Here is a 20,969-nt window from a genome sequence, read left to right as displayed (position 1 = left end):
GGTCTCGACGACGCTCAGCGCTGGCGCGCTTCCCTGCTCGACCAGCGGAAGGCCCTGCGCCCCTCACCGGGTCTCGACGACGCTCAGCGCTGGCGCGCTTCCCTGCTCGACCAGCGGGAGGCCCTGCGCCCCTCACCGGGTCTCGACGACGCTCAGCGCTGGCGCGCTTCCCTGCTCGACCAGCGGGAGGCCCTGCGCCCCTCACCGGGTCTCGACGACGCTCAGCGCTGGCGCGCTTCCCTGCTCGACCAGCGGAAGGCCCTGCGCCCCTCACCGGGCCTCGACGACGCTCAGCGCTGGCGCGCTTCCCTGCTCGACCGGCGTGGCGCGCTTCCCTGCTCGACCAGCGGGTTGCGGTGTCGCCATTCCGCGGACGCAGGGGGACCGGACGCGGGAGGATGCGCAGGCCCCCTGACCAGGAGAAACCATGCGCATCCGCACCACCGCCGGCCTGCTCGCAACCGGCCTCGCCCTGTCCCTCGGCACCGGCCTCGCGGCCACGGCGACCGCCGACGCGCCCCGCGCCGGCTCCAGCACCACCAAGGCAGCGAAGGCTGCCCAGGCCGCCCTCGCCGACGTCGAGGCCGCCCTCGCGGGCGGGTCCGCCGGGGAGCGGGACCTGACGCTGCTGATGCGCGACCTGTACGTCGCCAAGGACGCGCTCCGGGGCGAGGACCGCGCCGACGCCGAGAGCCTCCTGCTGCGGCCGACGACGCCGCCGGACGACCCCGAGGACCCGCGCGACATCTACTACGGCGAGGACGCCGACCTGCAGACCCGTTGCGCGGACGACTACTGCCTGCACTGGGTGGAGGAGGGCGAGCACGCGACGACGCCCGACTTCGCCGACACCGCGTTCGACACCATCGGCGACGTCGCCGACGCCTACGCGGCGGCCGGCTACCGGCGCCCGCTGGCCGACGAGGGCCAGGAGGGCGACACCCGCACCGACTTCTACCTCGGGAACATCGACGCCTTCGGCGCGTACGGCTACTGCCGCTCCGACGCCGACGGCCCGGTCGTCGGCAGCGCCTGGTACGCCTACTGCGGGTTCGACAACGACTACGCGAACGTGCCGTGGCTGGACCCCACCTCGATGTTGCAGGTGACCGTCGCCCACGAGTACTTCCACGCCGTCCAGCTCGCCTACGACGCCGAGGACGACGGCTGGCTGATGGAGTCGACCGCCACCGCGATGGAGGACGAGCTCTACGACGGGGTCAACGACAACGTCACCTTCCTCGGCTACGGCCAGCTGGGCGACCCGGCTGCGACGCGCTACCCGCTCTCGGGCCCGTCGACCCCGCTCGACACCATGGACTTCACCGCCTACGGCAACTGGATCTTCTGGCGCTACCTCACCGAGCAGCACCCCGACGAGACCGCCGGGCTGCCGAACCTGGTCCGCGAGGTGTGGGAGGCGCTCGACACCACGCGCGGCCCGAACCCGACCACCTCCGTGCAGGCCTTGGCGACGGTGCTCACGGCGCGCGGCACCTCGCTGCCGCAGGAGTACGTCGGGTTCGCCGACGCCAACCAGCACCCCGCCGACGTCTACGAGGAGGCCGTCGAGCAGGGCTACCCGACCGCGCCGGACACTCTCGACCCGGTCCAGCTCGCACGGAAGGCGCCGAACGCCACCCGCACGGCCGTCCTGGACCACCTCACGAGCGCGACCGGATCGGTGCTGCCCTTCGCCGGCAGCCGCCAGCTCAAGGTGCGGGTCGACCTCGCCGACGTCCGCGCCGGCCGCGCGGCCGTCACGGTCCACCGCGTCGACGGCACCACCGTCACGACGTACGTCGGGGTCAACAAGCAGGGCAACGGCAGCGTGACCGTGCCGTTCGCCGCGGGTGCGGTGTCGCGGGTCGAGGTGACCGTCGCCAACGGCGGCACGGCCGACGGCTTGGCCGCGGACGTCCGCTTCCAGGCGGTCGGCTGACGACGTACGTCGCCGGGTCAGCCGCGGCCGGGGTGCTCGTAGGCGCCGAGGTCGAGCCGGCCGACGACCGGTCGCCGGGCGACGCCGGCCGGGTGGACGTACTGCCACCGCGCCCGCCACCGCTTCGGCACCCGCACGCCGCGGTCGATCGCCGGTGAGGAGGCCCGCAGCCGGAAGTCCTCGGCCGCGGCGTCGCGGAACCCACCCGGCCCGACCCGGCGGTTGGCCGACACCGACGACGTGTCCCCACCGACCAGGTCGCCCGGGCCGACGAGCAGGTTGTCGTGGAGGTGGGCGCGGCCACCGTCGGCGACCGCGACGAACGTCCCGCTCGAGCGGCGGTTGACCAGGGTGTTGTTGACGACCCACAGCTGCCGGGAGGCGTGGGTCAGCCCCTCGGCGCCGTACGAGACCAGCGTGGGGTTCTCCGAGCGCGGGCCCTGCACGACGACGTTGCCGGCGACGAGCGCCCGGCCGCCGTTCGGCAGGTCGATGGAGTAGCTGGCCGTCGCGCCGCGGTCGGAGATCCGGTTGCCGACGACGGTGGTGCGGACGGCGCGGGACTTCAGCTCGTGGCCGACGTCGGCGCCCCACAGGAGGCTGCCGGTGACGGTGAGCGAGCGGACCGCGCCGACGTAGAGGTTGTGGGTGTATCCGTCCCCCCGGCCGTTGCGGAAGAAGCGGGACGTGCGGACCACGACGTCGCTCCCGGGCGCCGCGCCGGTGAGGATGCCGTTCTCGTTGTCGTGGAACCAGCTGCGGGTCACCGTCAGGTCGTCGCCCTCCTGGCGGATGCCGGCGCCGTTGCCGTCCGGGACGGTCGCGCCGCTGAGCTCGACCCGGTCCACCCGCGTGCGGTCCCCCGCGATCACCCAGATCGCCTTGCCCTGGGCGCTCTGCCCGCCGGCGCGCAGGTGGGCGCGGCCGCCGACGCCGCGCAGGGTCAGGTCGTCCTGGGTCCACACCGCGACGTCCCCGGTGTAGGTCCCGGCGTCGATGAGGACCGTGTCGCCGTCGCCCGCGACCGCCGCCGCGGCGCTGGGGGTGGTGAGCGCCCGGTCCGGGCCGACCCGCCAGGTGCGCGGGTCGCTGTCGGCGTACGCCGCCGGGGCGGGCGTGACCGCCGGGACCACCGTGCCCGTCGTGAGCGCGGCGGCGACGAGGGCAGCGGCCAGCGCGGTGGTCGAGGTGCGAGTGGCGGCGCGGCGCCGGGTCATGGGGCTCCTCCTGCGGTGGGACCTGCCGGCGTCAGCCGGCGCTGTCGAGCGGCCGGCCGAGCATCGGGCCGACCAGCCGGCGGATCACCGGCGAGGGTGACAGACCGAGCTCGGCGGCGAGCAGCCGGCGGTAGTGGTCGTACTGCCGCAGCGCCTCCGCGTGGTTGCCCTCGGCGAGGTGCACCTCGACCACGCGCCGGTGCGCGCTCTCGCGCAGCGGCTCGGACCGGACCGCCTCGAGCGCCGCGCCGAGCGCCTCCTCGTGCCGGCCGTCGACGCGCAGGACCTCCGAGGAGCGCTCCAGGGCGTGCAGCCGCAGCTGCCGGTAGCTCTCCCGCTCGACGTCGAGCCACTCGTCGTGCCAGCTCGGCAGCAGGTCGTCGCGCCAGAGCCGGGCCAGCGCGGCGTCGGGCCGCTCGCCGTCGCGCAGCACCTGGGCGGCGTCCTCGGCCTCCCACAGGTCGACGGTGACGTCGTCGCCGAGGCGCACCGAGGTCGAGGTGCACTGCACGAGCGTGCGGCCGCGGGGTCGGGGCAGCCGCCACAGGACGGTGCGGAGGCTGGCGGCGGCCCGGGCGGGCTCGGCGTCGGCCCAGAGCCGCTCGGCGAGCGCCGTGCGCGGGACCTTGGCGCGCCGCGCGACGACGGCCAGGTGCGCGAGGAGGCGTTGGGCGGGGCGGGCGAGGTCGAGGTCGTCCTCGCCGAAGCGGAGGCAGAAACCACCCAACAGCGACAGCCTCAGCTGCGGCGCCGGCGACGGGTCCATGGCCGGGCGGTTCCCCGGAGTCTTTACCACCATCCATACCTACCGGGGTTTTTCAGCGGCCGGTGACGCAGGCGTGACGCAGCGGCGACGCAGCGGCGACGAACGCCGCACGGCGCGACGACGGAGCGGCGTACGGCCCGGCGTACGTCGGGCCGCACGGCGCGACGACGGAGCGGCGTACGGCCCGGCGTACGTCGGGCCTGACGCGGACCTCGGCGGGGCGGCGTACGTCGCGGCCCACGGCCGCGTCACGGCGGCCCGGGAGCGTGGTCCTCATCCGGTGCGGGAGACGCACCCCGACGAAAGGCGCGACACGTGTACCGACACACCAAGGAGCTGCAGTACAACGTCAAGCCCGAGCGGCCCGACGCGCTCTTCGCGGCGAAGCTGCAGGAGCTGGTCGGTGGTCAGTTCGGCGAGATGACCGTGATGATGCAGTACCTCTGGCAGGGCTGGAACTGCCGGATCCCCGGCAAGTACAAGGACATGATCCTCGACATCGGCACCGAGGAGATCGGCCACGTCGAGATGCTCGTGACGATGATGGCCCGCCTGCTCGAGGGCGCCCCGTCCGAGACCCAGGCCGAGGCCGCCGCCGCCAACCCGGCGCTCGCCGCGGTGCTCGGCGGGCAGAACGTGCAGCACGCCATCGTCACCGGCGGCGCCGCGATGCCGACCAACAGCCAGGGCGTGCCGTGGAACGGCGGCTACATCGTCGCCAGCGGCAACCTGCTCGCCGACTTCCGCAGCAACGTCGCCGCGGAGGCGCAGAGCCGGCTGCAGACCGCGCGGGTCTACCAGATGACCGACGACCCGGGCGTCAAGGACACCCTCCAGTTCAACCTCGCCCGCGACACCTTCCACCAGCAGCAGTGGCTGCTCGGGATCGAGCAGCTGATCGAGGACGGCTTCACCGACGGCATCGAGGACTCCCTCGCCGCCGAGGAGAAGGACGAGCCCGGCCGCACGTTCTACAGCTTCCACGAGGGCAGCACCGCCGCCGAGGGCCGCTGGGCCCAGGGCACCACGCTCATCGGGGACAAGGAGATCCAGTTCTCCCCCGGCGTCGCGCTCGGCGACGACGTGCAGGAGGTCCCGGCTCCGGACCCGCTGCTGTTCGCGACGTACGACGGCAGCAAGGGCCCCGGCAAGCCCGGGAACGCCGCCGGTGCCTACGGCCAGGGCGCGGAGAACCTGCTGAGCAAGGCCAAGGAGAAGCTCACCCCTGGCGAGTGAGCCGCCGGCCGAGCACCTCCCACCCCGACCACGGAGACCGCGCTGATGATCGAGCTGCTGCTGCGACCGATGGCCGACGCCTTCATGGAGGTCGGTGTGTTCGTCGCGCTGCTGGTGGTGCCGTTCGGCTGGGCCCGCCACCGGTGGGGCCACCGGCTGGACGCCGCCCTCGAGCGGCACCGCCGGCTCGGCCCCCTGGTGGCGGCCCTGCTGACGGTCCCGCCGGGGTGCGGCGGGGCGATCGTCGTGATGGCGGTCTACGCCCGCGGGGCGGTCAGCTACGGCGCCGCCGTCGCCGCGCTCGTCGCCACGATGGGCGACGCGTCGTGGGTGCTGCTCGCCGCCGACCCGGTGCTCACGCTGCAGCTGAAGGTGCTGCTCGTCGCCACGGGTGCGGCGACGGGGTACGTCGTGGACGCCGCGGGGATCGCCCCGCGACGCCGCGTCGACACCGTCGCCCGCCCGGCCCCGGCGCCGGTGGCGCCCCCGGGCGCGGCCGTCGCCGTGGTGGCCGCGCCGGCCCGGCGACGTACGGTCCTGATGGAGGCGGCGACGCTGCCCGCCCTGATGTGGCTGCTGCTCGGCGCCGGCGCGACGGTCAGCCTGCCGGCGACGTTCGAGCTGGTCGACCCGGCACAGCTCGGGCACGCGCTTCTCGGCGGGGTCGACCCCTACCTGGCGATCGGCCTGGTCGGGTGCGTGCTCGCCGTCGGGTTCTTCCTGCGCAACGGCTGCAAGCTGGCCGACGACACCGTCGACGGCGAGCCGACGTCGATGCAGCAGGTGCTCGCCAAGGGCGCGGACGAGGTGTCGTTCGTGACCGTCTGGGTGGCGGCGGCGTACGTCGCGTGGTCGCTGCTCACCCACCTGACCGGCTTCGACGGCTCCCAGCTGCCGGTGCTCGGCTTCGCCGGGGTCCTCGTCGGGGCCCTGGTCGGCCTGGTCCCGGGCTGTGCGGTGCAGATCGTCTTCTCCGGGCTCTTCCTCGCCGGGGGGATGCCGGTCTCGACCCTCGTCGCCAACACGATCAGCCAGGACGGCGACGCGCTCATCCCGCTCCTGGCCATGGAGCACCGCTCGGCGCTGCTCGCCACGGTGCTCACCACGATCCCGGCGGTCCTCGTCGGGTCGGCCCTGCTGCTCCTCACCTGACCGACCGACGCCCCCACGCGTCCACACCCCACGACTCCGGAGGACCCATGTCCCGCACCAGCGTCACCCACCTGACCACCACGCCCCGCAACCTGATGCTCGCCACGCTCGCCGTGGTCGTCGGCGTCGTCACCGGCTCGACCGCGGGCCTCGTGGCCGCGGCGGCCGTGCTCGGGGTGACCGCGCTACGCGCGTGGGTCGTCCACGGAGGTGCTGGGGTCCTCGCCGACGCGCAGCACGCCCACCCGCTCGACCCGGCCGGCGACCCCGGCCAGGGCCTGGCTCGCGCGGCGTAGCCGCTGGGCGGTCGGCCGGGGCGACCGCTCCGCGGTGCGGTCGAGCACGTCGCGGCCGCGGTCGATGACGGTCAGCGGCAGCCCGGCCAGCGCGTTGCCCGGTGGCCGGCGCGCCACGGTCGGGTGCGGGCGGGTGGGCGCCGTGCGGCGTACCGCCTCCCACACCAGGCCCAGCGCGCGCAGCCTCGCGGGTGCGACCAGCTCCTGCAGCCGCGGCAGCAGCTCGTCCTCCTCGTCGCGGACGTCCTCGCGGAGCACCTCGACCAGCCGCTCGATCACCGGACGGCGCTCGTCCTCGGAGAGCTCCTCGGAGTCGAGCCGCACGACGAGGTGGTTGACCTCCTGGTGCTCCTGCTCGACCTGCAGGGTCAGCCGCTCCCCCTCGTCGCCGGGCAGGACCCGCCGCAGGACGGGCCACAGCACCGACTCCTCGGCGAAGGCGTGCGGGAAGACCAGCCGGTTGACCTCGCGGAGCACGGCCCGCTGCTCCTGCCCCTCGGCCCCCACCAGCTGGTGGAGGAGCTCGTCGAGCCGGACGTGGTCGAGGCGTTGGCGGTTCAGGATGCTCCACTCGCCCCCGAGCTCGGCCACGGACTGGTGCGCGATCGACGTCATGGCGCCGTGGGTACCCCCGGGGCCGGCCGGCCAGTCCGGTCCCACCCCGGGCCCGGACGCCGCAGCCGCACATGCGCGCGTGCGCCCCGCCCCGGGGACGCCGGCCCCGGCCCCGGCCCCGGACGCGCCGGCGGGCCGGGAGCGTGGTGCTCCCGGCCGCCGGAGGTGGTGCTGCCGCTGCGCGTGGGGACGCGCCTGGGTCAGGTCGTCACTTGACGACGACGCGGACCCGCTTCGCCCCGAAGACCACACGGTCCGCCGGGCCGATGACCTTCTCCTTCTCGATCTCCTTGCGCCGCTTCGACAGCGACAGCTCGACCTGCAGCTCGTCGTTGCGGAGCATGCCCGCGACGACCTTCTCGGCCTTGGCGACGGAGGTGATGTTGCCGCCGCTGTACGTCCAGCCGCCGCCGACGACCGCGAGCCGACCCTTCATGCCGGCCGCGGAGGCCGGGACCTTGATCGCCAGCGGGAGGTAGGACAAGCCCTCGGGCCCGGCGAGGACGGCGCGCAGGTCGAGCATCGTGCCGGCCTTGGCGCGGGCCACCTCGCCCTTGCCGAGCGGCACCCACTCGCCGCCGCGCTGCTGCTGCACACCACGGACCCGGTAGCTGGAGCTGTCGTCGCTGATGACCGACTCGCTGGTGACGGTGTCGACGGTGACGCCCTCGATGCGGCTCAGGGCGTAGACGAGGTCGGAGAGCTCGTAGCCGGCGTCGGCGGTGATGTCGTAGTCCGAGGCGTACCGGTCCTCGAAGCCCAGCTCGTAGGACGAACCGTCGCTGTCGGTGCCGGTGATCGTCCAGGACATCGTCTCCGACCCCGGCATGATCGCGTCGAGGACGCGGTCGTGGTTGGCGACGATCTGGTAGAAGGTCGTGCTGGCCGCGGCGCTGTCGACGGTGTTCTTGCTCGTGCCCGTCCGGGTGCGCCCGTCGTACGTCGCGGTGTTGCTGATCGTGGTCGCCCGCGGCAGCGCGCCGAGGAAGCCGGTGATGCCGGTCAGGTGGTCCTCGGAGATCGTGCCGGTCGGCGCGCCGAGGTTCGCCACCTTGAAGCCCGGGCCGACCGGGTCCTCCTGGACGTAGAGCGCCGAGGCCGGGTGCAGGCTGAGCGTGGTCTCGCCCTCGAAGGACATCGGGTGGCCGAAGCCGACGACCCGGCCGTTGCAGACCGAGGTGACGGTGCCGACGCCGGCCTGGGTCACGTCGCCGTAGGACAGCGAGGCGGCGAGGTTGCCGCCGGGGACGATCGTCTCGGGGCCGACCGCGGCGGTCGCACCGCCCGCAGCGGCCTTGGCCCCGCGCGTGAAGTAGGGCCGGTCCTCGGTCCCCGCGATCCGGCCGGCGCTGACGCCCGAGATCCCCAGCGGCATCGGCAGCTGGCGCAGGCCCTGCGCGGCCTGGGCGCGGGTCACGTCGGTGGAGGCGGCGATCCGCCCGGCGAGCGCCTTGCCGACCGGCACGCGGGCCGGGGGCTCGGCCGGCTCGGCGAGGTAGTCGTCCATGTCCTCGAAGGGCGTGACGCCCGCGACCGGGGAGGGGCCGAAGGAGAGGCCGTAGGCGATCGCGCCGATGAGGCGGCCGTCGGCGGCGTACACCGGCGAGCCGGACATGCCCTGCCAGATGCCGGACTCGGCGACCTCGGGCATGTCGACCTCGACCATGACCATGTCGAGGTCCGGCCCGATGCCGTCCTCGTAGACGCCGATGACCTCGCCGGTGAACGACTCGGGCGTGGTGCCCCTCGTGACCGTCAGGCCGGTGACCGCGTCACCCTCGGCGAGCTCGGAGACCGGGAACGGCGCGGTGCAGTCGCCTGCCGGCTCGGCCGAGGTGGCCGGACCGGCGCCGAGGGCTGCTGTCCCGAGGAGCAGTCCCGTCGTGGCGGTGAGGGTGACCAGGGCCGTGCCCCGGCGTCGAGTGGTGGTCATGAGGTCTTCTTTCCTCCCGGACGTGGGAGCGTGGATCACGCTCGCTGCAACCTACGACGCCGCGCCGACGGGTTTGGTTGCCTCCGGCTCGAGACTCGGTCTCGGTCGGGTCACGATCGTCGGGAGCACACCCCGGCCCGCAGCCCGAGCACGTCTCCGAGCACGCCTCCGAGCACGCCTCCGGGCGCTCCGTAGGGTGGCGCCGTGACCACCCCCTTCCGGAGCCTGCTGCGCAGCGAGGCCGAGGCCCGCGCGGCGCTCCTCACCGTCGAGTCGTACGACGTCCGCCTGGACCTGGCCGCGGACGAGGCGACCTTCGGGTCGACCACGACGATCCGCTTCGACTCCCTCGGCGGGCCCACGTTCGTCGACCTCAAGCCCGTGGACGTGCACCGCCTGGTGCTCAACGGCCGCGCGCTCGACCGGGACGCCCTCGACCGCGGCCGCTTGCCGCTCGACACGGTCTCGGGTCCCAACGAGCTGGTCGTCGAGGCGACGATGCGCTTCCGCAACGACGGCGAGGGGCTGCACCGCAGCGTCGACCCCGCCGACGGGCGGCACTACGTCTACGGCATGTCGTTCATGGACGCCGCGCCCAGCGTCTACGCCTGCTTCGACCAGCCCGACCTCAAGGCTCCGTACACGTTCACCGTGCGGGCGCCGGAGGACTGGACCGTCGTCGGGAACGCACCGGCCACCAACCCCGAGCCGGGGCTGTGGCACCTCGGCCCGACGCAGCCGCTGTCGACGTACTTCGTCACCGTCGTCGCCGGCCCCTACCACGTCGTCCGCGACGAGCACGACGGCATCCCGCTCGGGCTGAGCGCCCGGCAGAGCCTCGCCCCGGCGCTCGAGGCCGACGCCGAGGAGCTGCTGACGATGACGCGGCAGTGCTTCGACGAGTTCCACCGGCTCTTCGGGATCCGCTACCCGTTCGGCGACTACCACCAGGCGTTCGTGCCGGAGTTCAACGCCGGCGCGATGGAGAACCCCGGCTGCGTGACCTTCCGCGACCAGCTGGTCTTCGACACCCGCGTCACCCGCGGGCTGAAGATGTCGCGCGCCACGACCGTCGCCCACGAGATGGCGCACCAGTGGTTCGGCAACATCGTCACCCCGCGCTGGTGGGACGACCTGTGGCTCAACGAGTCGTTCGCCGAGTACATGGGCGTCCGGGTCACCGCCGACGTCACCGAGTACGCCGACGCGTGGGTCGACAACTCCTACGCCCGCCGCCAGTGGGGCCTGACTGCCGACCTCGGACCGGGCACGCACCCGGTCGCCGGCAACGGTGCGGCCGACGCGGTCTCGGCGCTGCAGGACTTCGACGGCATCTCCTACGCGAAGGGCTCGACGGTGCTGCGGCAGCTCGCGGGCCGGCTCGGCGACGAGACGTTCTTCGCCGGGGTCGTCGACCACCTGGAGTCGCACCGGTTCGGCAACGCGACCATGCACGACCTGTTCGCGAGCTGGGAGGAGGCCGGCGCCGGCGACCTGGCGGGCTTCACCGACCAGTGGCTGCGCACCGCCGGCCCCGACACGATCGCCCTCGACCGCGCGGCCGGCCTGCTGCGCCGGACGCCGCCGGCCGAGCACCCCGCCGACCGGGCGCACTCCTTCCGCGTCGCGGTCGCCCGCGAGGGTCGGTGGGAGGTCGAGCGGGTCGAGGTGGCCGGGCCGGAGGCGACGTACGACGCCGGAGACGCGCCGACCCTGCTCGACCCGTTCAACGACACCTGGGCCGCGGTCGTGCCCGACGAGGTGACCGCCGCGGCGCTGCCGGCGCTGCTGCCCGACGTGGAGGACCCGGCGCTCGTCGCGGGCGCCTGGAACAGCGTCCGCACCGCGCTGCACCTCGCGCGGGTCGCCCCGGCCACGGTCGTGGACCTGGCGGTCGCGCGGTTCCCCGTCGAGGACACCGGCGACTTCCCGCACGTCGCGGTCCCCCGCCGGACCATCCCGTGGGTCTTCCAGACGCTTGTGCCGCTCGCCCCGGCGGGCTCGCTCGAGCGGCTGCACGAGGCGGTCGTCGCCCGCCTGGGGAGCCTCGAGGCCGGGTCCGAGGAGCAGCTGGCCGCGTTCCGGGCGGCGATCCGCTCCTCCTCCGACTCCGACCGGCTGCGCCGCTGGACGACCGAGACGCCCGAGGGCATCGACGCCGACCTGGACCTGCGCTGGCGCGTGCTCGTCCGGCTCGCGGTCCTGGGCGCGACCGACGCCGCGGAGCTGGACGCCGAGCTGGCCGCCGCGCCGACCGCGGCCGCGACGGTCGAGCACACCCGCGCCCGCGCCTCGCTCCCCGACGCCGAGGCGAAGGCGTGGGCCTGGTCGCGCTTCACCGGCGAGGTCGACGTCCCGAACTACGAGCTCGAGGCGGCCGGCCTCGGCCTGTGGCAGCCCACCCAGCCCGAGGTCACCGCGCCCTACGTCGACCGCTACTTCGCCGAGCTCCCCGCGACCGCGCAGGTGCGCAGCGGGTGGGTGCTGGCCGAGGCCGCGGAGGCGTTCTTCCCGTTCGCCTCGCTCGAGCGGTCCACCCTCGACCGGGCCCGCGCGCTGCTCGACGACCCCGCCCTCGAGGCGTCGGTGCGCCGACGGCTCGCCGACTGCACCGACCGCCTGGCGCGGATGCTGGCGGTCCGGGAGGCGTACCCGCGGTGAAGGACCGTCGCCCCGGCCCCACCGTCCGCACCCGCGTGCACGAGCTGCTCGCGGACGGCGAGCGGCGCCACGAGGACCGGCTGGCCACCGAGGAGCCGCTGGAGATCCGGCTGGCCTGGCCCGGCGCGGCCGCGCGACGGGTCTGGGTCACCATGCGCACGCCCGGCAACGACTTCGAGCTGGCCACCGGCTGGCTGGTCCACGAGGGCATCACCCGCGCCGTGCACGGCGTCGCCTACTGCACCGACACCGACCTGAGCCCCGAGCAGGAGTTCAACGTCGTCACCGTCACCCTCGACGGGCCGCCGCTCGCCGACCCCGGCCACCGGCACGACACGTTCTCCTCCGGCTCCTCGGCCTGCGGGGTCTGCGGCAAGGACTCGGTCGCCTCGGCCCTGACCGTGAGCGCCGCGGCCCGGTGGACGGGCGACCTGCCCGAGCCCGACGTCGTACGCCGCCTGCCGGACGCGCTGCGCGAGCACCAGCGCGTCTTCGAGCGCACCGGCGGGGTGCACGCGGCCGGCCTGTTCACCGCCGCCGGCGAGGCGCTGGTGGTGCGCGAGGACGTCGGCCGGCACAACGCCGTCGACAAGGTCACCGGCGCCCGGGTGCTCGCCGGGGCGTCGCCGGCCGAGGCGGCGCTCGTGGTCAGCGGGCGGGCCGGCTTCGAGCTGGTGCAGAAGGCGCTGGCCGCCGGCGTCGGCGCGCTCGTCGCGGTCGGGGCGCCCACGAGCCTGTCGGCGAAACTGGCCGCAGAAGCCGGGCTGGCGCTCTACGGCTTCACCTCCGCGCGGCGGTGCGTGCGGTACTCCTGAGCGGCCGGCCCGCGGTGTGATCCGCGCCGGATCGGGGCCGGCCCGGCGTGGGTCCGAGGGACTGTCGGCGCCGGCTCCTACGGTCCTCGCATGCGCATCCTCCACACCTCCGACTGGCACCTCGGCCGGTCGTTCCACCGTGAGGGGATGCTCACCCACCAGGCCGCGTTCGCCGACCACCTGCTCGAGGTCGTGGAGTCCGAGGGCGTCGACCTCGTCGTCGTCGCGGGCGACGTCTACGACCGTGCGCTGCCGCACGTCGACGCCGTCCGGCTCGCCGACGACGTGCTGGTCCGGCTGGCGGCGTCCCGCGCGCGCGTGGTCATCTCCAGCGGCAACCACGACAGCGCGCAGCGGCTCGGGTTCAGCTCCCGGCTGATCGACGCGGCCGGCGTCTTCATCCGCACCGACCCGGCGCGCGTGGGCACCCCCGTGCTGCTCGAGGACGAGCACGGCCCGGTCGCCGTCCACGCGCTCCCCTACCTCGACCCGCACGCCGTCGCCGCCCCCTGGGACCTGCGCGCCCGCTCCCACGAGGCAGCGCTGACCGAGGCGATGGTCCGCGTCCGCGCCGACCTCGCGACCCGGCCCGGGGTGCGCTCGGTCGTGCTCGCGCACGCATTCGTGGCGGGCGCCCAGCCCAGCGACTCCGAGCGCGACATCTCCGTCGGCGGCGTCTCGATCGTGCCGACCACGCTCTTCGACGGCATCGACTACGTCGCGCTCGGCCACCTCCACGGCCGGCACACCCTCACCGAGCGGGTCCGCTACAGCGGCTCGCCGCTGGCGTACTCCTTCTCCGAGGCCGACCACCGCAAGGGCTCCTGGCTCGTCGACCTCGCCGCCGACGGCGCGGTGACCGCGGAGTACGTCGACGCGCCGGTCCCCCGGCCGCTCGCCCGGCTCACCGGCACCCTCGCCGAGCTGCTGGAGGACCCCCGCCACGCCCGCCACGAGGGCTCGTGGGTCCAGGCCACCCTCACCGACGACGTGCGCCCGCTGCAGGCGATGGACCGGCTGCGGCGGCGCTTCCCGCACGCGCTGGTGCTCGGGTTCGCGACGCCGCCGCCCGGGTTGGGCGTCGCGCCGGCCAGCCGCACCGCCGGCCGCACCGACCACGACATCGCGCACGAGTTCGTCCGCGACCTGCGCGGCACGCCGCCGACGGCCGAGGAGCGCGCCCTGCTCGACGCCGCGGTCGACGCCTGCTGCGACGACGCCGACCTCGACCGCGCGGTCGTCGGCGCGGCGGTGGCCCGGTGAGGCTGCACGTCCTCGAGGCGACCGCCTTCGGGCCGTTCGCCGACACGGTCCGCGTCGACTTCGACCACCTCTCCGCCGCCGGGCTGTTCCTGCTGTCCGGACCGACCGGCGCCGGCAAGACCAGCGTGCTCGACGCCGTCTGCTTCGCGCTGTACGGAGACGTCCCCGGCGACCGCTCCAGCGCCAAGCGGCTGCGCTGCGACGGCGCGGCGCCCGGCGTCGCGCCCCAGGTCACCCTCGAGGCGACCCTCGGCGACCGCCGCTTCCGCATCGTCCGCTCCCCCGCCTGGGAGCGGCCGAAGAAGCGCGGCACCGGCACCACCACCCAGCAGGCCTCGGTGACGCTGTCGGAGCTCGTCGCCGGGGACTGGGTGCCGCTGTCCTCGCGGCTCGACGAGACCGGCCACCTGGTCTCCGAGCTGATCGGGATGAACCTCACCCAGTTCACCCAGGTCGCGATGCTCCCCCAGGGCCGCTTCCAGGCGTTCCTGCGCGCCAGGTCGGAGGAGCGCCACGAGCTGCTGCAGCGGCTGTTCCGCACCGGCCGGTTCGCCGACGTCGAGCGGTGGCTGCGCGACCGGCGCCTCGACCTCCGGCGGCGCTCGGAGTCCGCGCACCAGGGCGTCGCGGACCTCGCCAGCCGGGTCAGCGAGGTCGACGGCGCGCCCCTGCCCTGGGACGTGCGCGACCTGACCGAGCCCTCCGGCGACGGCACCCTGCTCGCCTGGGCCGAGGAGCTCCACGGGTCCGCGGCCGCCTCGGCGACCGCGGCCGGCGCCGCGGCGTCCGTCGCGGGAGCGGCCGAGGCCGAAGCGCGCCAGGCGCTCGAGGCCGGCCGCGTCCTCGCCGAGCGGCGGGCCAGGCTCGACGCCGCCGCCCGCGAGCACGAGGCCCTCCTCGCCGAGGCCGACGCCGTCGCGGCCGACCGGGCCGTGCTGGCGGCGGCCCGCCGGGCGTCCGGCGTGGCGCCCGTCCTCCGGCTCGTCGACCAGGCCCGCTCCGCCCGGGCCACCGCCGCCCGGGCCGTCACCCGGGAGGACCGCGACGCGCTGGTCGCCGAGGTCGAGTCGGCCGTCACGGCCGCCGCCCGGGTCGACGCCCTGCGACCGCGGGCCGCCCGCCTGGCCACGCTGCACGCGGAGGCCGGCCGGCTGAGCACCCGGGCGACCGAGCTCGAACGGCTCACCGCCGCCGCCCGCGCCCGTTGCGAGGCCGTCGACGTGCAGGCCGCGCTCGACACGGTGGCCGAGCGGATCGCCGCCCATGGCACCGTGGCCCGGCTGCGGACCGACGTGGCCGCCGCCCGCGAGGCCTGGCACGAGTCCCGCGTGGCCACGCTCGCCGCGCGCGAGCACGCCATCGACGTACGCCGCGCACGGCTGGACAGCATGGCCGCCGAGCTCGCCGGCGCACTGGCGGTCGGCGCCTGCTGCCCCGTGTGCGGCTCCGACGACCACCCGGCCAAGGCGGTGTCCGGGCCGGACGCGCCGGACGAGCGGGCCGAGAAGGCCGCCCAACGCGCGGTGGACGACGCCGCGAGCGTCGAGCACCTGCGCGACGTCGAGGTCCGCGAGCTGGCCACCCGGCTCGAGCACGCCCAGGACGCGGCCGGCCCCGGCGACGTCGACTCCCTGCAGGCCGAGCGCGCCGAGCTCGCCGGCTCGCTGAGCCGGCTGCTCGCGGCGGCCGGGGGCCGGCCGGCCCGCGACGCCGCCGCGGCCGCGCACGCCGTCGAGGAGCTGGTGGCCGAGTCCGCCTCGGTGGAAGCCACCCGCCGCTCGCTGACCGAGGAGGCCGGACTCCTGGCCGACGAGCTCGAGGAGGCGCTGGCCGACGCCGCGGAGTACACCACCGGCGACGCCGCCGCCGACCTCGACCGCCTGCTGCGCCGGCACCGCGCCGCCGAGCGCGACGGCCGTGCCGCGCTCGACGCACTCGATCGCCTGGCCGAGACCGAGCGGGGCGTCAGGGACGCCGAGGCCGCGCTGGCCGACGCCGTCGCCGCGGCCGGTTTCGCCTCACCCAACGACGCCGCCGCCGCCCTGCGCGACGTCGCCGCCTGCTCCCGGCTCGAGCAGCGGCTGGCCCGCCACGAGCAGCGCCTCGCCGCGGTCACCGAGGTGCTCCGGGCGCCCGATTCCGAGGAGCTCGCCGCCGCCACTCCCCCGGACGTGGACGCCCTTGACGGCGCCCACCGCGCCGCCCTGGCGGCGCTCCACGACGCCCGCACCGCCGAGGACCGCTGGACCACGCGCGCCGGCCGCCTCACCTCGCTGTGCTCCGCGCTCGCGGCGGCCCTGGACGACTGGGCGCCGCTGCGGGCAGAGCTCGAGCTCGCCACCCGGCTCTGCGCGTTCGTAGAGGGCAAGTCGGCCGACAACCGGCTGCAGATGCGGCTCTCGGCGTACGTCCTGGCGTACCGGCTCTCCCAGGTCGTCGCCGCGGCGAACGAGCGCCTCGCCCGGATGAGCGACAGCCGCTACTCCCTGGAGCACACCGGCCGCCGCGGCGCCGGCGAGACCCGCGGCGGGCTCTCCCTGCTGGTTCGCGACGACTGGTCCGGCGAGGCCCGTGACCCCGCGACCCTCTCCGGCGGCGAGACCTTCGTGGTCTCCCTCGCCCTGGCCCTCGGCCTGGCCGACGTCATCACGAACGAGGTCGGCGGCGCCACCCTCGACACCCTCTTCGTCGACGAGGGCTTCGGCTCTCTCGACGCCGACACCCTCGACGACGTCATGGACACCCTCGACTCCCTCCGCGACGGCGGCCGCGTCGTCGGCGTCGTCAGCCACGTCGCCGAGATGCGCGACCGCATCCCCACCCAGCTGCTCGTCGCCAAGTCCCGCCGCGGGTCGACGATCTCGTTGACGGGCTGACAATCCCACGTCGCCGCCTGTCGGACACACCTGTCCAGGCCGGGACGAGCGGACGAACTGACTGGCCGGACCCCCTCCGGACACCACGACGTGCCGGGAGGTGGACGACCGCTCAGCCGACGACTGATCGGACGATCTCGGCGACACGCGTCTCGGTGGCGTCGTCCAGGTCCTCGAGGTACCAGGCGGCCGGCATCAGCTGGCCGTCGACGCCGCCTGCTGCGCGGAAGGGCGCCTTCTCGGTGAGCGCGAGGTTGATCCGCTCGTCGTTGCGCAGGGTGATCAGCGCCGGCGCGCTGGCCGAGGCCGCGTAGGCGGGCATCCCGTACCAGATGCGCGGCTTGAGGGCGGGGGCCGCCGTCATGATGACGTCGTGCACCCGCTGCATCGTCGACCGGCGCGGCTCGTCCATCGCCGAGATCTTGTCGGTCACCTGCGTCAGGTTCTTCTCGTCCTTCGACGACATGTCATGTCCTCTCGTCATCCGATGCCGGCGCATCGGTGGAATGAAGTCAGCGCACAGTGCGCCGCACCCCATCCGGACATGTCCTGAGCTGGTCAGGCCTCTCCGCGATGATTCACGTGGTCTGCCACGTGGAAGCGCAGTCGGTGGCGTGCCACCACGGCCAGGCTAACGGACTGGCCGCGGCGGGTCACCCCCATCTGCGCGTACGCCAGCGCGTCCGCGGGGACGACGAGCAGCGGCGTGAGCGGGCCCCCACCAGGGCACCAGCGTGCGCAGGTCGGGCGTCGGAGCGCCGCCGACGGCCGGGGCGGGAGCGCCGGTAGCGTCCGGGGGTGGCCAGCACTCCCCGACCCGGCGCGCGTCGCCGCAGCTCTCCGGGCCGGCGCGGCGGCACTCGACAGGCCCCGCGGCCGCTGCCGACGGCGGGGCCGGGTGAACGGACCTGGGTGCTCGACGTGCCGTACGGGACCCAGGTCGACGGCGCCAGCTGGCACCCGGCGGTCAAGGCCCACCTGCACGTCGGGCGCGCGCTGCCCGAGCACCTGGCGGCGTACTCCCCCGGCCCGCACACGCTCGGCCGGTTCCTCGAGAACACCCTCAACCCCGACGACCCGACGCTGGCGCCGGAGCCGACCGACACGCTCGAGCCGCAGAGGATCCAGTTCGAGGCGGCCGACGCGATCGCGGAGCGGGCGGCGGCGGGTGGACGGCTGTTCCTGCTGGCCGACGAGCCCGGAGTGGGCAAGACGATCTCCGCGGTCCTGGGCGCGACGGCGGTGGGCGACCTGCGTGGCGCGCGGCGGGTGCTCGTCGTGGCCGACCGGCCCGCCGCGATCACCATCGGACACTGGTGTCGCACGATCACCGCGCTCGGCGACGGCGGCCTGGAGTGGGTGGTGATCACCTGGGACCGGCTGGAGAAGGTCACGGACCACGCATGGGACGTGATCATCGCCGACGAGGCGCACGCCCTGCGGCGCACGACGACGAAGCGCTGGAAGCTCTGGGCGCGGATCTCGGGGCACGGACGGCCGCACGACCAGGCGCCGTTCGTCATCGCGACGACCGCGACCCCCGGGCACACGCCGCTGGAGCTGCCGTACCTCGCCCCGGCCTACGCGCAGGTGCTCGGCGAGCCGATGCGGGAGTGGACCTCGGCGAGCCAGCCCGGGAGCACGTTCGCCGCCGCGCTCGAGCGGCACGGCGTCGCCGTGGAGCAGGGCCGGTACGGCGCCGCGTGGACCGCGGACCCGGCTCGGCGCGCCGCGGACCTCGAGCTCGTCCGCGGCTGGCTCGCCGACGAGCGGCCCCCGGCGATGCTGCACCGGGCCGCGCCGTGGGGGCCGGTGCCGATCTCGGGCATGCCGGTGGCGCTCACGCCGGCGGAGCGGACGGCGTACGAAGCCGAGTGGGGCGAGTTCTGCCGCGAGATGGACCTCGCGCGCCGCGGGCGCAACGTCGCCAAGGGGCGGGCCGCGCTGCTGAGGTTCCGGCAGAAGGCCGGCCTGATCCGCGTCGACTCCACCGTCGCCTGGATCGCCCAGCAGGTCGAGGCCGAGCGGCAGGTGGCGTGCTCGGTGGAGTTCGTGACGACCGCCGCCGACCCCATCGCCGACCGGCTGCGTGACGCCGGGATCGAGGTGGCCACGATCTACGGCCGCGACCGGTTCGACGCCGAGGCCGAGCGGCTCAGGTTCCAGACCGGGCAGGCGAAGGTCTGCGTCTTCACCACCGTCGCCTCGATCAGCCTGCACGCGGGCGAGACCCTCGCCGACGGCCGCCAGGCAAGCACCGAGCCCAGGGTCGGGCTCTTCCACCAGGCCCGCTTCTCCGGCATCGCCGGGCGGCAGGTCACCGGCCGGACGCACCGGGACCACCAGGTCTCGCCGTGGCACATCGCGTACGCCGAGGGCACGGTCGAGGAGCAGGTCGGCAAGGTGATGGTGGAGCGGATCGCCGCCGCCTCCGACACCGTGGGCAGCGACACCACCGGCCTCGCGGACCTGGCCGCGCTGCTCGGTGCCGACTGGCTTCCGGCCGCGTCCCTCACCGAGGACGGTGCCTGACCGTGGACCCAGCGGCGGTCCGCGGTCGTCCGCCCCTGGCGGGCGCCGCCGAGGAAGGTCATCATCGCCTCGTGCCCGGCGCCGACCCTCGGTGGGAGACCCACCCCGTCACCCCCGACCGCTTCGAGGACTTCGCCGACGTCGTCAACCCGAACCGGCGTGCCACCCACTGCTGGTGCCTCTCCCACCGCCTGCCGGCCGCCGAGATCGACCGGCTGGGCGGCGGCAGCCGCGAGCAGGCCGCACGGCGCCTCAGCGAGCGCGAGCACCCGCCCGGGGTGGTCACCTACCGCGACGGCGAACCGGTCGGCTGGTGCAGCATCTCCCCGCGCACGGAGATCCCCCGGCTGGAGCGCAGCCGCCTCATCCGCCCGGTCGACGACGTACCCGTCTGGTCGATCATCTGCCTGGTCGTGCGCGGCGGCCGGCGGCGGCAGGGGGTCACCGCGGCGATGCTCGAGGGCGCGGTGGCGTACGCCGCCTCCCGGGGCGCTACGGCGGTCGAGGCCCACCCGGTCGACCCGCCCGGCCGGATCGACCTCACGATGGGCTTCGTCGGCGTCCGCGCGATGTTCGAGCGGGCCGGCTTCGAGGTCGTCGGCACGACCGACGCGGTCGCCTCCGGGCTGCCGCGCCTGGTCATGCGCCGGACGCTCGCGTGATGACCGCGGCCGGGATGGGACGCATGCAGGTCGTGCCGCTGACGGCGGAGCACGCGCTGGACATCTGCACCTGGCGCTACGACCCGCCGTACGACTGCTACGACATGACCAGCGCGGACCCCGACCGGTTGCTGCAGCCCGGATCCGGCTTCCACGCGGTGACGGCCGCCGACCGGCTGGTGGGCTTCCGCTCCTTCGGCGTCGACGGGCAGGTGCCCGGCTGGGCGTACGACGACCGGGCGCTCGACACCGGCGGCGGGCTGAGGCCGCAGGTGGTCGGCCGGGGCCTCGGGCGGCAGGCGATCTCCGCCGGCCTGGCATTCGGCCGGGCGACGTTCGCACCCCCGGCCTTCCGCGTCACCGTGGCGTCGTCCAACGCCCGCGCCCTGCGGGTCGTGGAGTCCCTCGGCTTCGAGCGCGTCGGCCGGTTCGACGCGGCGCACGACGGGAGCAGCTTCGAGGTGCTCGTGCGCCCGGAGCTCGGACAGCCGCAGGCGGGCTGAGCGCTCGTCGCGGCGCCGGTCATGGGCGTCGTGTGCCGCAGGACGCGCCGGCGCCCGTCGAGGGACACACGACCCGGCGGCCTACCCGCGGTGCTCGCCGCGGGCGTCGAGCGCGTCGAGGACCGAGGACCGCACGAGGGCATGCGCGAACGCCGGCAGCTCGGTCGCGCCGAACCAGCCGAGGCCGTCGTGCTCCTCGGGCGCGACGTTCACGGCCGTGCCGCGCCAGGCGGGCACGAGCCAGGCGCTCAGGAGCGCCGGCTCGTCCGTCGCCCGGACGACCACCCGGCACAGGGGGGACGCCGCGCCCGTCTCGATCCGCACCCCCAGCTCCTCGTGCAGCTCGCGCGCGAGCGCCTCGAGCTCGGGCTCGGACCCCTCGACGAGTCCCCCGGGCAGGTCCCAGACACCGGGGAACGCCCGCTTGTCCGGGCGCCGGTGCGCGAGCAGGACCCGACCTCCGCGGACCAACGCCCCGACGACGACCTCGTGCACGCGCT

At 75.2% G+C, this 20,969-nt stretch carries 17 protein-coding genes; 10 read left to right on the top strand and 7 right to left on the bottom strand.

All coding sequences use genetic code 11. The features are described from left to right. The first annotated feature begins 427 nt into the window (after positions 1-427). Positions 428-1,942 carry an MXAN_6640 family putative metalloprotease gene (locus QWY28_RS19075; protein ID WP_300954206.1) on the top strand — a complete coding sequence of 505 codons (1,515 nt, stop codon included), beginning with the start codon at positions 428-430 and terminating at the stop codon, positions 1,940-1,942. Between the two features lie 17 nt (positions 1,943-1,959). On the opposite strand, the gene QWY28_RS19070 is transcribed toward QWY28_RS19075, so the two are convergent. The 3 genes from QWY28_RS19070 to QWY28_RS19060 form a co-directional block, all read right to left on the bottom strand. Continuing rightward, positions 1,960-3,159, bottom strand: coding sequence for a right-handed parallel beta-helix repeat-containing protein (locus QWY28_RS19070; protein WP_300954205.1), 1,200 nt, complete (start codon positions 3,157-3,159; stop codon positions 1,960-1,962). Positions 3,160-3,190: 31 nt separating this feature from the next. Continuing rightward, positions 3,191-3,886, bottom strand: a complete 696-nt coding sequence (locus tag QWY28_RS19065; protein WP_300954204.1) for an AfsR/SARP family transcriptional regulator — start codon at positions 3,884-3,886, stop codon at positions 3,191-3,193. Positions 3,887-3,977: 91 nt separating this feature from the next. Continuing rightward, positions 3,978-4,202 (bottom strand): hypothetical protein, encoded by a 225-nt coding sequence (locus tag QWY28_RS19060; protein ID WP_300954203.1) that lies wholly within the window; start codon positions 4,200-4,202, stop codon positions 3,978-3,980. 38 nt (positions 4,203-4,240) lie between these two features. Between QWY28_RS19060 and QWY28_RS19055 the strand changes: the two genes are divergently transcribed. Together QWY28_RS19055 and QWY28_RS19050 are read left to right on the top strand one after the other, a co-directional pair. Further along, a complete protein-coding gene (locus QWY28_RS19055; RefSeq protein WP_300954202.1) occupies positions 4,241-5,161 on the top strand; it encodes a manganese catalase in 921 nt (306 codons plus the stop codon). Between the two features lie 45 nt (positions 5,162-5,206). Further along, positions 5,207-6,313, top strand: a complete 1,107-nt coding sequence (locus QWY28_RS19050; protein WP_300954201.1) for a putative manganese transporter — start codon at positions 5,207-5,209, stop codon at positions 6,311-6,313. Positions 6,314-6,498: 185 nt separating this feature from the next. On the opposite strand, the gene QWY28_RS19045 is transcribed toward QWY28_RS19050, so the two are convergent. Both QWY28_RS19045 and QWY28_RS19040 read right to left on the bottom strand, forming a co-directional pair. Beyond that, the gene (locus tag QWY28_RS19045; RefSeq protein WP_300954200.1) at positions 6,499-7,224 is read right to left on the bottom strand and encodes a hemerythrin domain-containing protein; all 726 of its coding nucleotides are present in this window, start codon (positions 7,222-7,224) and stop codon (positions 6,499-6,501) included. A gap of 208 nt (positions 7,225-7,432) precedes the next feature. Next, the gene (locus tag QWY28_RS19040; RefSeq protein ID WP_300954199.1) at positions 7,433-9,157 is read right to left on the bottom strand and encodes a SpoIVB peptidase S55 domain-containing protein; all 1,725 of its coding nucleotides are present in this window, start codon (positions 9,155-9,157) and stop codon (positions 7,433-7,435) included. Between the two features lie 204 nt (positions 9,158-9,361). On the opposite strand from QWY28_RS19040, the gene pepN reads away from it, so the two are divergent. The 4 genes from pepN (at position 9,362) to QWY28_RS19020 (ending at position 16,772) form a co-directional block, all read left to right on the top strand. After that, on the top strand, positions 9,362-11,818 hold the full coding sequence (gene pepN, locus QWY28_RS19035) for an aminopeptidase N (protein ID WP_300954197.1): 2,457 nt from the start codon (positions 9,362-9,364) through the stop codon (positions 11,816-11,818). Continuing rightward, on the top strand, positions 11,815-12,633 hold the full coding sequence (locus QWY28_RS19030) for a formate dehydrogenase accessory sulfurtransferase FdhD (RefSeq protein ID WP_300954196.1): 819 nt from the start codon (positions 11,815-11,817) through the stop codon (positions 12,631-12,633). The genes pepN and QWY28_RS19030 overlap by 4 nt, the downstream gene beginning before the upstream one ends. Positions 12,634-12,723: 90 nt before the next feature. After that, positions 12,724-13,896, top strand: coding sequence for an exonuclease SbcCD subunit D (locus QWY28_RS19025; protein WP_300954195.1), 1,173 nt, complete (start codon positions 12,724-12,726; stop codon positions 13,894-13,896). Next, positions 13,893-16,772 (top strand): AAA family ATPase, encoded by a 2,880-nt coding sequence (locus tag QWY28_RS19020; protein WP_300954194.1) that lies wholly within the window; start codon positions 13,893-13,895, stop codon positions 16,770-16,772. Before QWY28_RS19025 ends, QWY28_RS19020 begins: the two co-directional genes overlap by 4 nt. A 112-nt stretch (positions 16,773-16,884) precedes the next feature. Here QWY28_RS19020 and QWY28_RS19015 read toward each other — a convergent pair whose 3' ends face one another. Then, positions 16,885-17,238, bottom strand: a complete 354-nt coding sequence (locus tag QWY28_RS19015) for a DUF1801 domain-containing protein (protein WP_300954193.1) — start codon at positions 17,236-17,238, stop codon at positions 16,885-16,887. Between the two features lie 332 nt (positions 17,239-17,570). Between QWY28_RS19015 and QWY28_RS19010 the strand changes: the two genes are divergently transcribed. The 3 genes from QWY28_RS19010 to QWY28_RS19000 all read left to right on the top strand — a co-directional run bounded on the left by QWY28_RS19010 (position 17,571) and on the right by QWY28_RS19000 (position 20,469). Further along, positions 17,571-19,304: a DEAD/DEAH box helicase gene (locus QWY28_RS19010; protein ID WP_300954192.1), complete on the top strand. Its 1,734-nt coding sequence runs from the start codon at positions 17,571-17,573 to the stop codon at positions 19,302-19,304. Between the two features lie 71 nt (positions 19,305-19,375). Further along, positions 19,376-19,966: a GNAT family N-acetyltransferase gene (locus tag QWY28_RS19005; protein ID WP_300954190.1), complete on the top strand. Its 591-nt coding sequence runs from the start codon at positions 19,376-19,378 to the stop codon at positions 19,964-19,966. Continuing rightward, positions 19,966-20,469: a GNAT family N-acetyltransferase gene (locus QWY28_RS19000; RefSeq protein ID WP_300954189.1), complete on the top strand. Its 504-nt coding sequence runs from the start codon at positions 19,966-19,968 to the stop codon at positions 20,467-20,469. Before QWY28_RS19005 ends, QWY28_RS19000 begins: the two co-directional genes overlap by 1 nt. A gap of 81 nt (positions 20,470-20,550) precedes the next feature. Here the strand turns inward: QWY28_RS19000 and QWY28_RS18995 are convergent, their stop codons facing one another. Next, positions 20,551-20,964 (bottom strand): NUDIX domain-containing protein, encoded by a 414-nt coding sequence (locus tag QWY28_RS18995; RefSeq protein ID WP_300954188.1) that lies wholly within the window; start codon positions 20,962-20,964, stop codon positions 20,551-20,553. Between the last annotated feature and the right edge of the window lie 5 nt (positions 20,965-20,969).

Origin of the sequence: Nocardioides oceani (assembly GCF_030412965.1) — a bacterium.
Taxonomy (GTDB): Bacteria; Actinomycetota; Actinomycetes; order Propionibacteriales; family Nocardioidaceae; genus Nocardioides; species Nocardioides oceani.
Note: the sequence above shows the minus strand (reverse complement) of the source record. Positions and strands in the feature narration are given on the sequence as shown.

Coding starts and splice junctions, on each gene's coding strand:
- QWY28_RS19075 (WP_300954206.1), top strand. CDS start 428: ATGCGCATCCGCACCACCGCCGGCCTGCTCGCAACCGGCCTCGCCCTG.
- QWY28_RS19070 (WP_300954205.1), bottom strand. CDS start 3,159: ATGACCCGGCGCCGCGCCGCCACTCGCACCTCGACCACCGCGCTGGCC.
- QWY28_RS19060 (WP_300954203.1), bottom strand. CDS start 4,202: ATGAGGACCACGCTCCCGGGCCGCCGTGACGCGGCCGTGGGCCGCGAC.
- QWY28_RS19050 (WP_300954201.1), top strand. CDS start 5,207: ATGATCGAGCTGCTGCTGCGACCGATGGCCGACGCCTTCATGGAGGTC.
- QWY28_RS19045 (WP_300954200.1), bottom strand. CDS start 7,224: ATGACGTCGATCGCGCACCAGTCCGTGGCCGAGCTCGGGGGCGAGTGG.
- QWY28_RS19040 (WP_300954199.1), bottom strand. CDS start 9,157: ATGACCACCACTCGACGCCGGGGCACGGCCCTGGTCACCCTCACCGCC.
- QWY28_RS19025 (WP_300954195.1), top strand. CDS start 12,724: ATGCGCATCCTCCACACCTCCGACTGGCACCTCGGCCGGTCGTTCCAC.
- QWY28_RS19015 (WP_300954193.1), bottom strand. CDS start 17,238: ATGTCGTCGAAGGACGAGAAGAACCTGACGCAGGTGACCGACAAGATC.
- QWY28_RS19000 (WP_300954189.1), top strand. CDS start 19,966: ATGACCGCGGCCGGGATGGGACGCATGCAGGTCGTGCCGCTGACGGCG.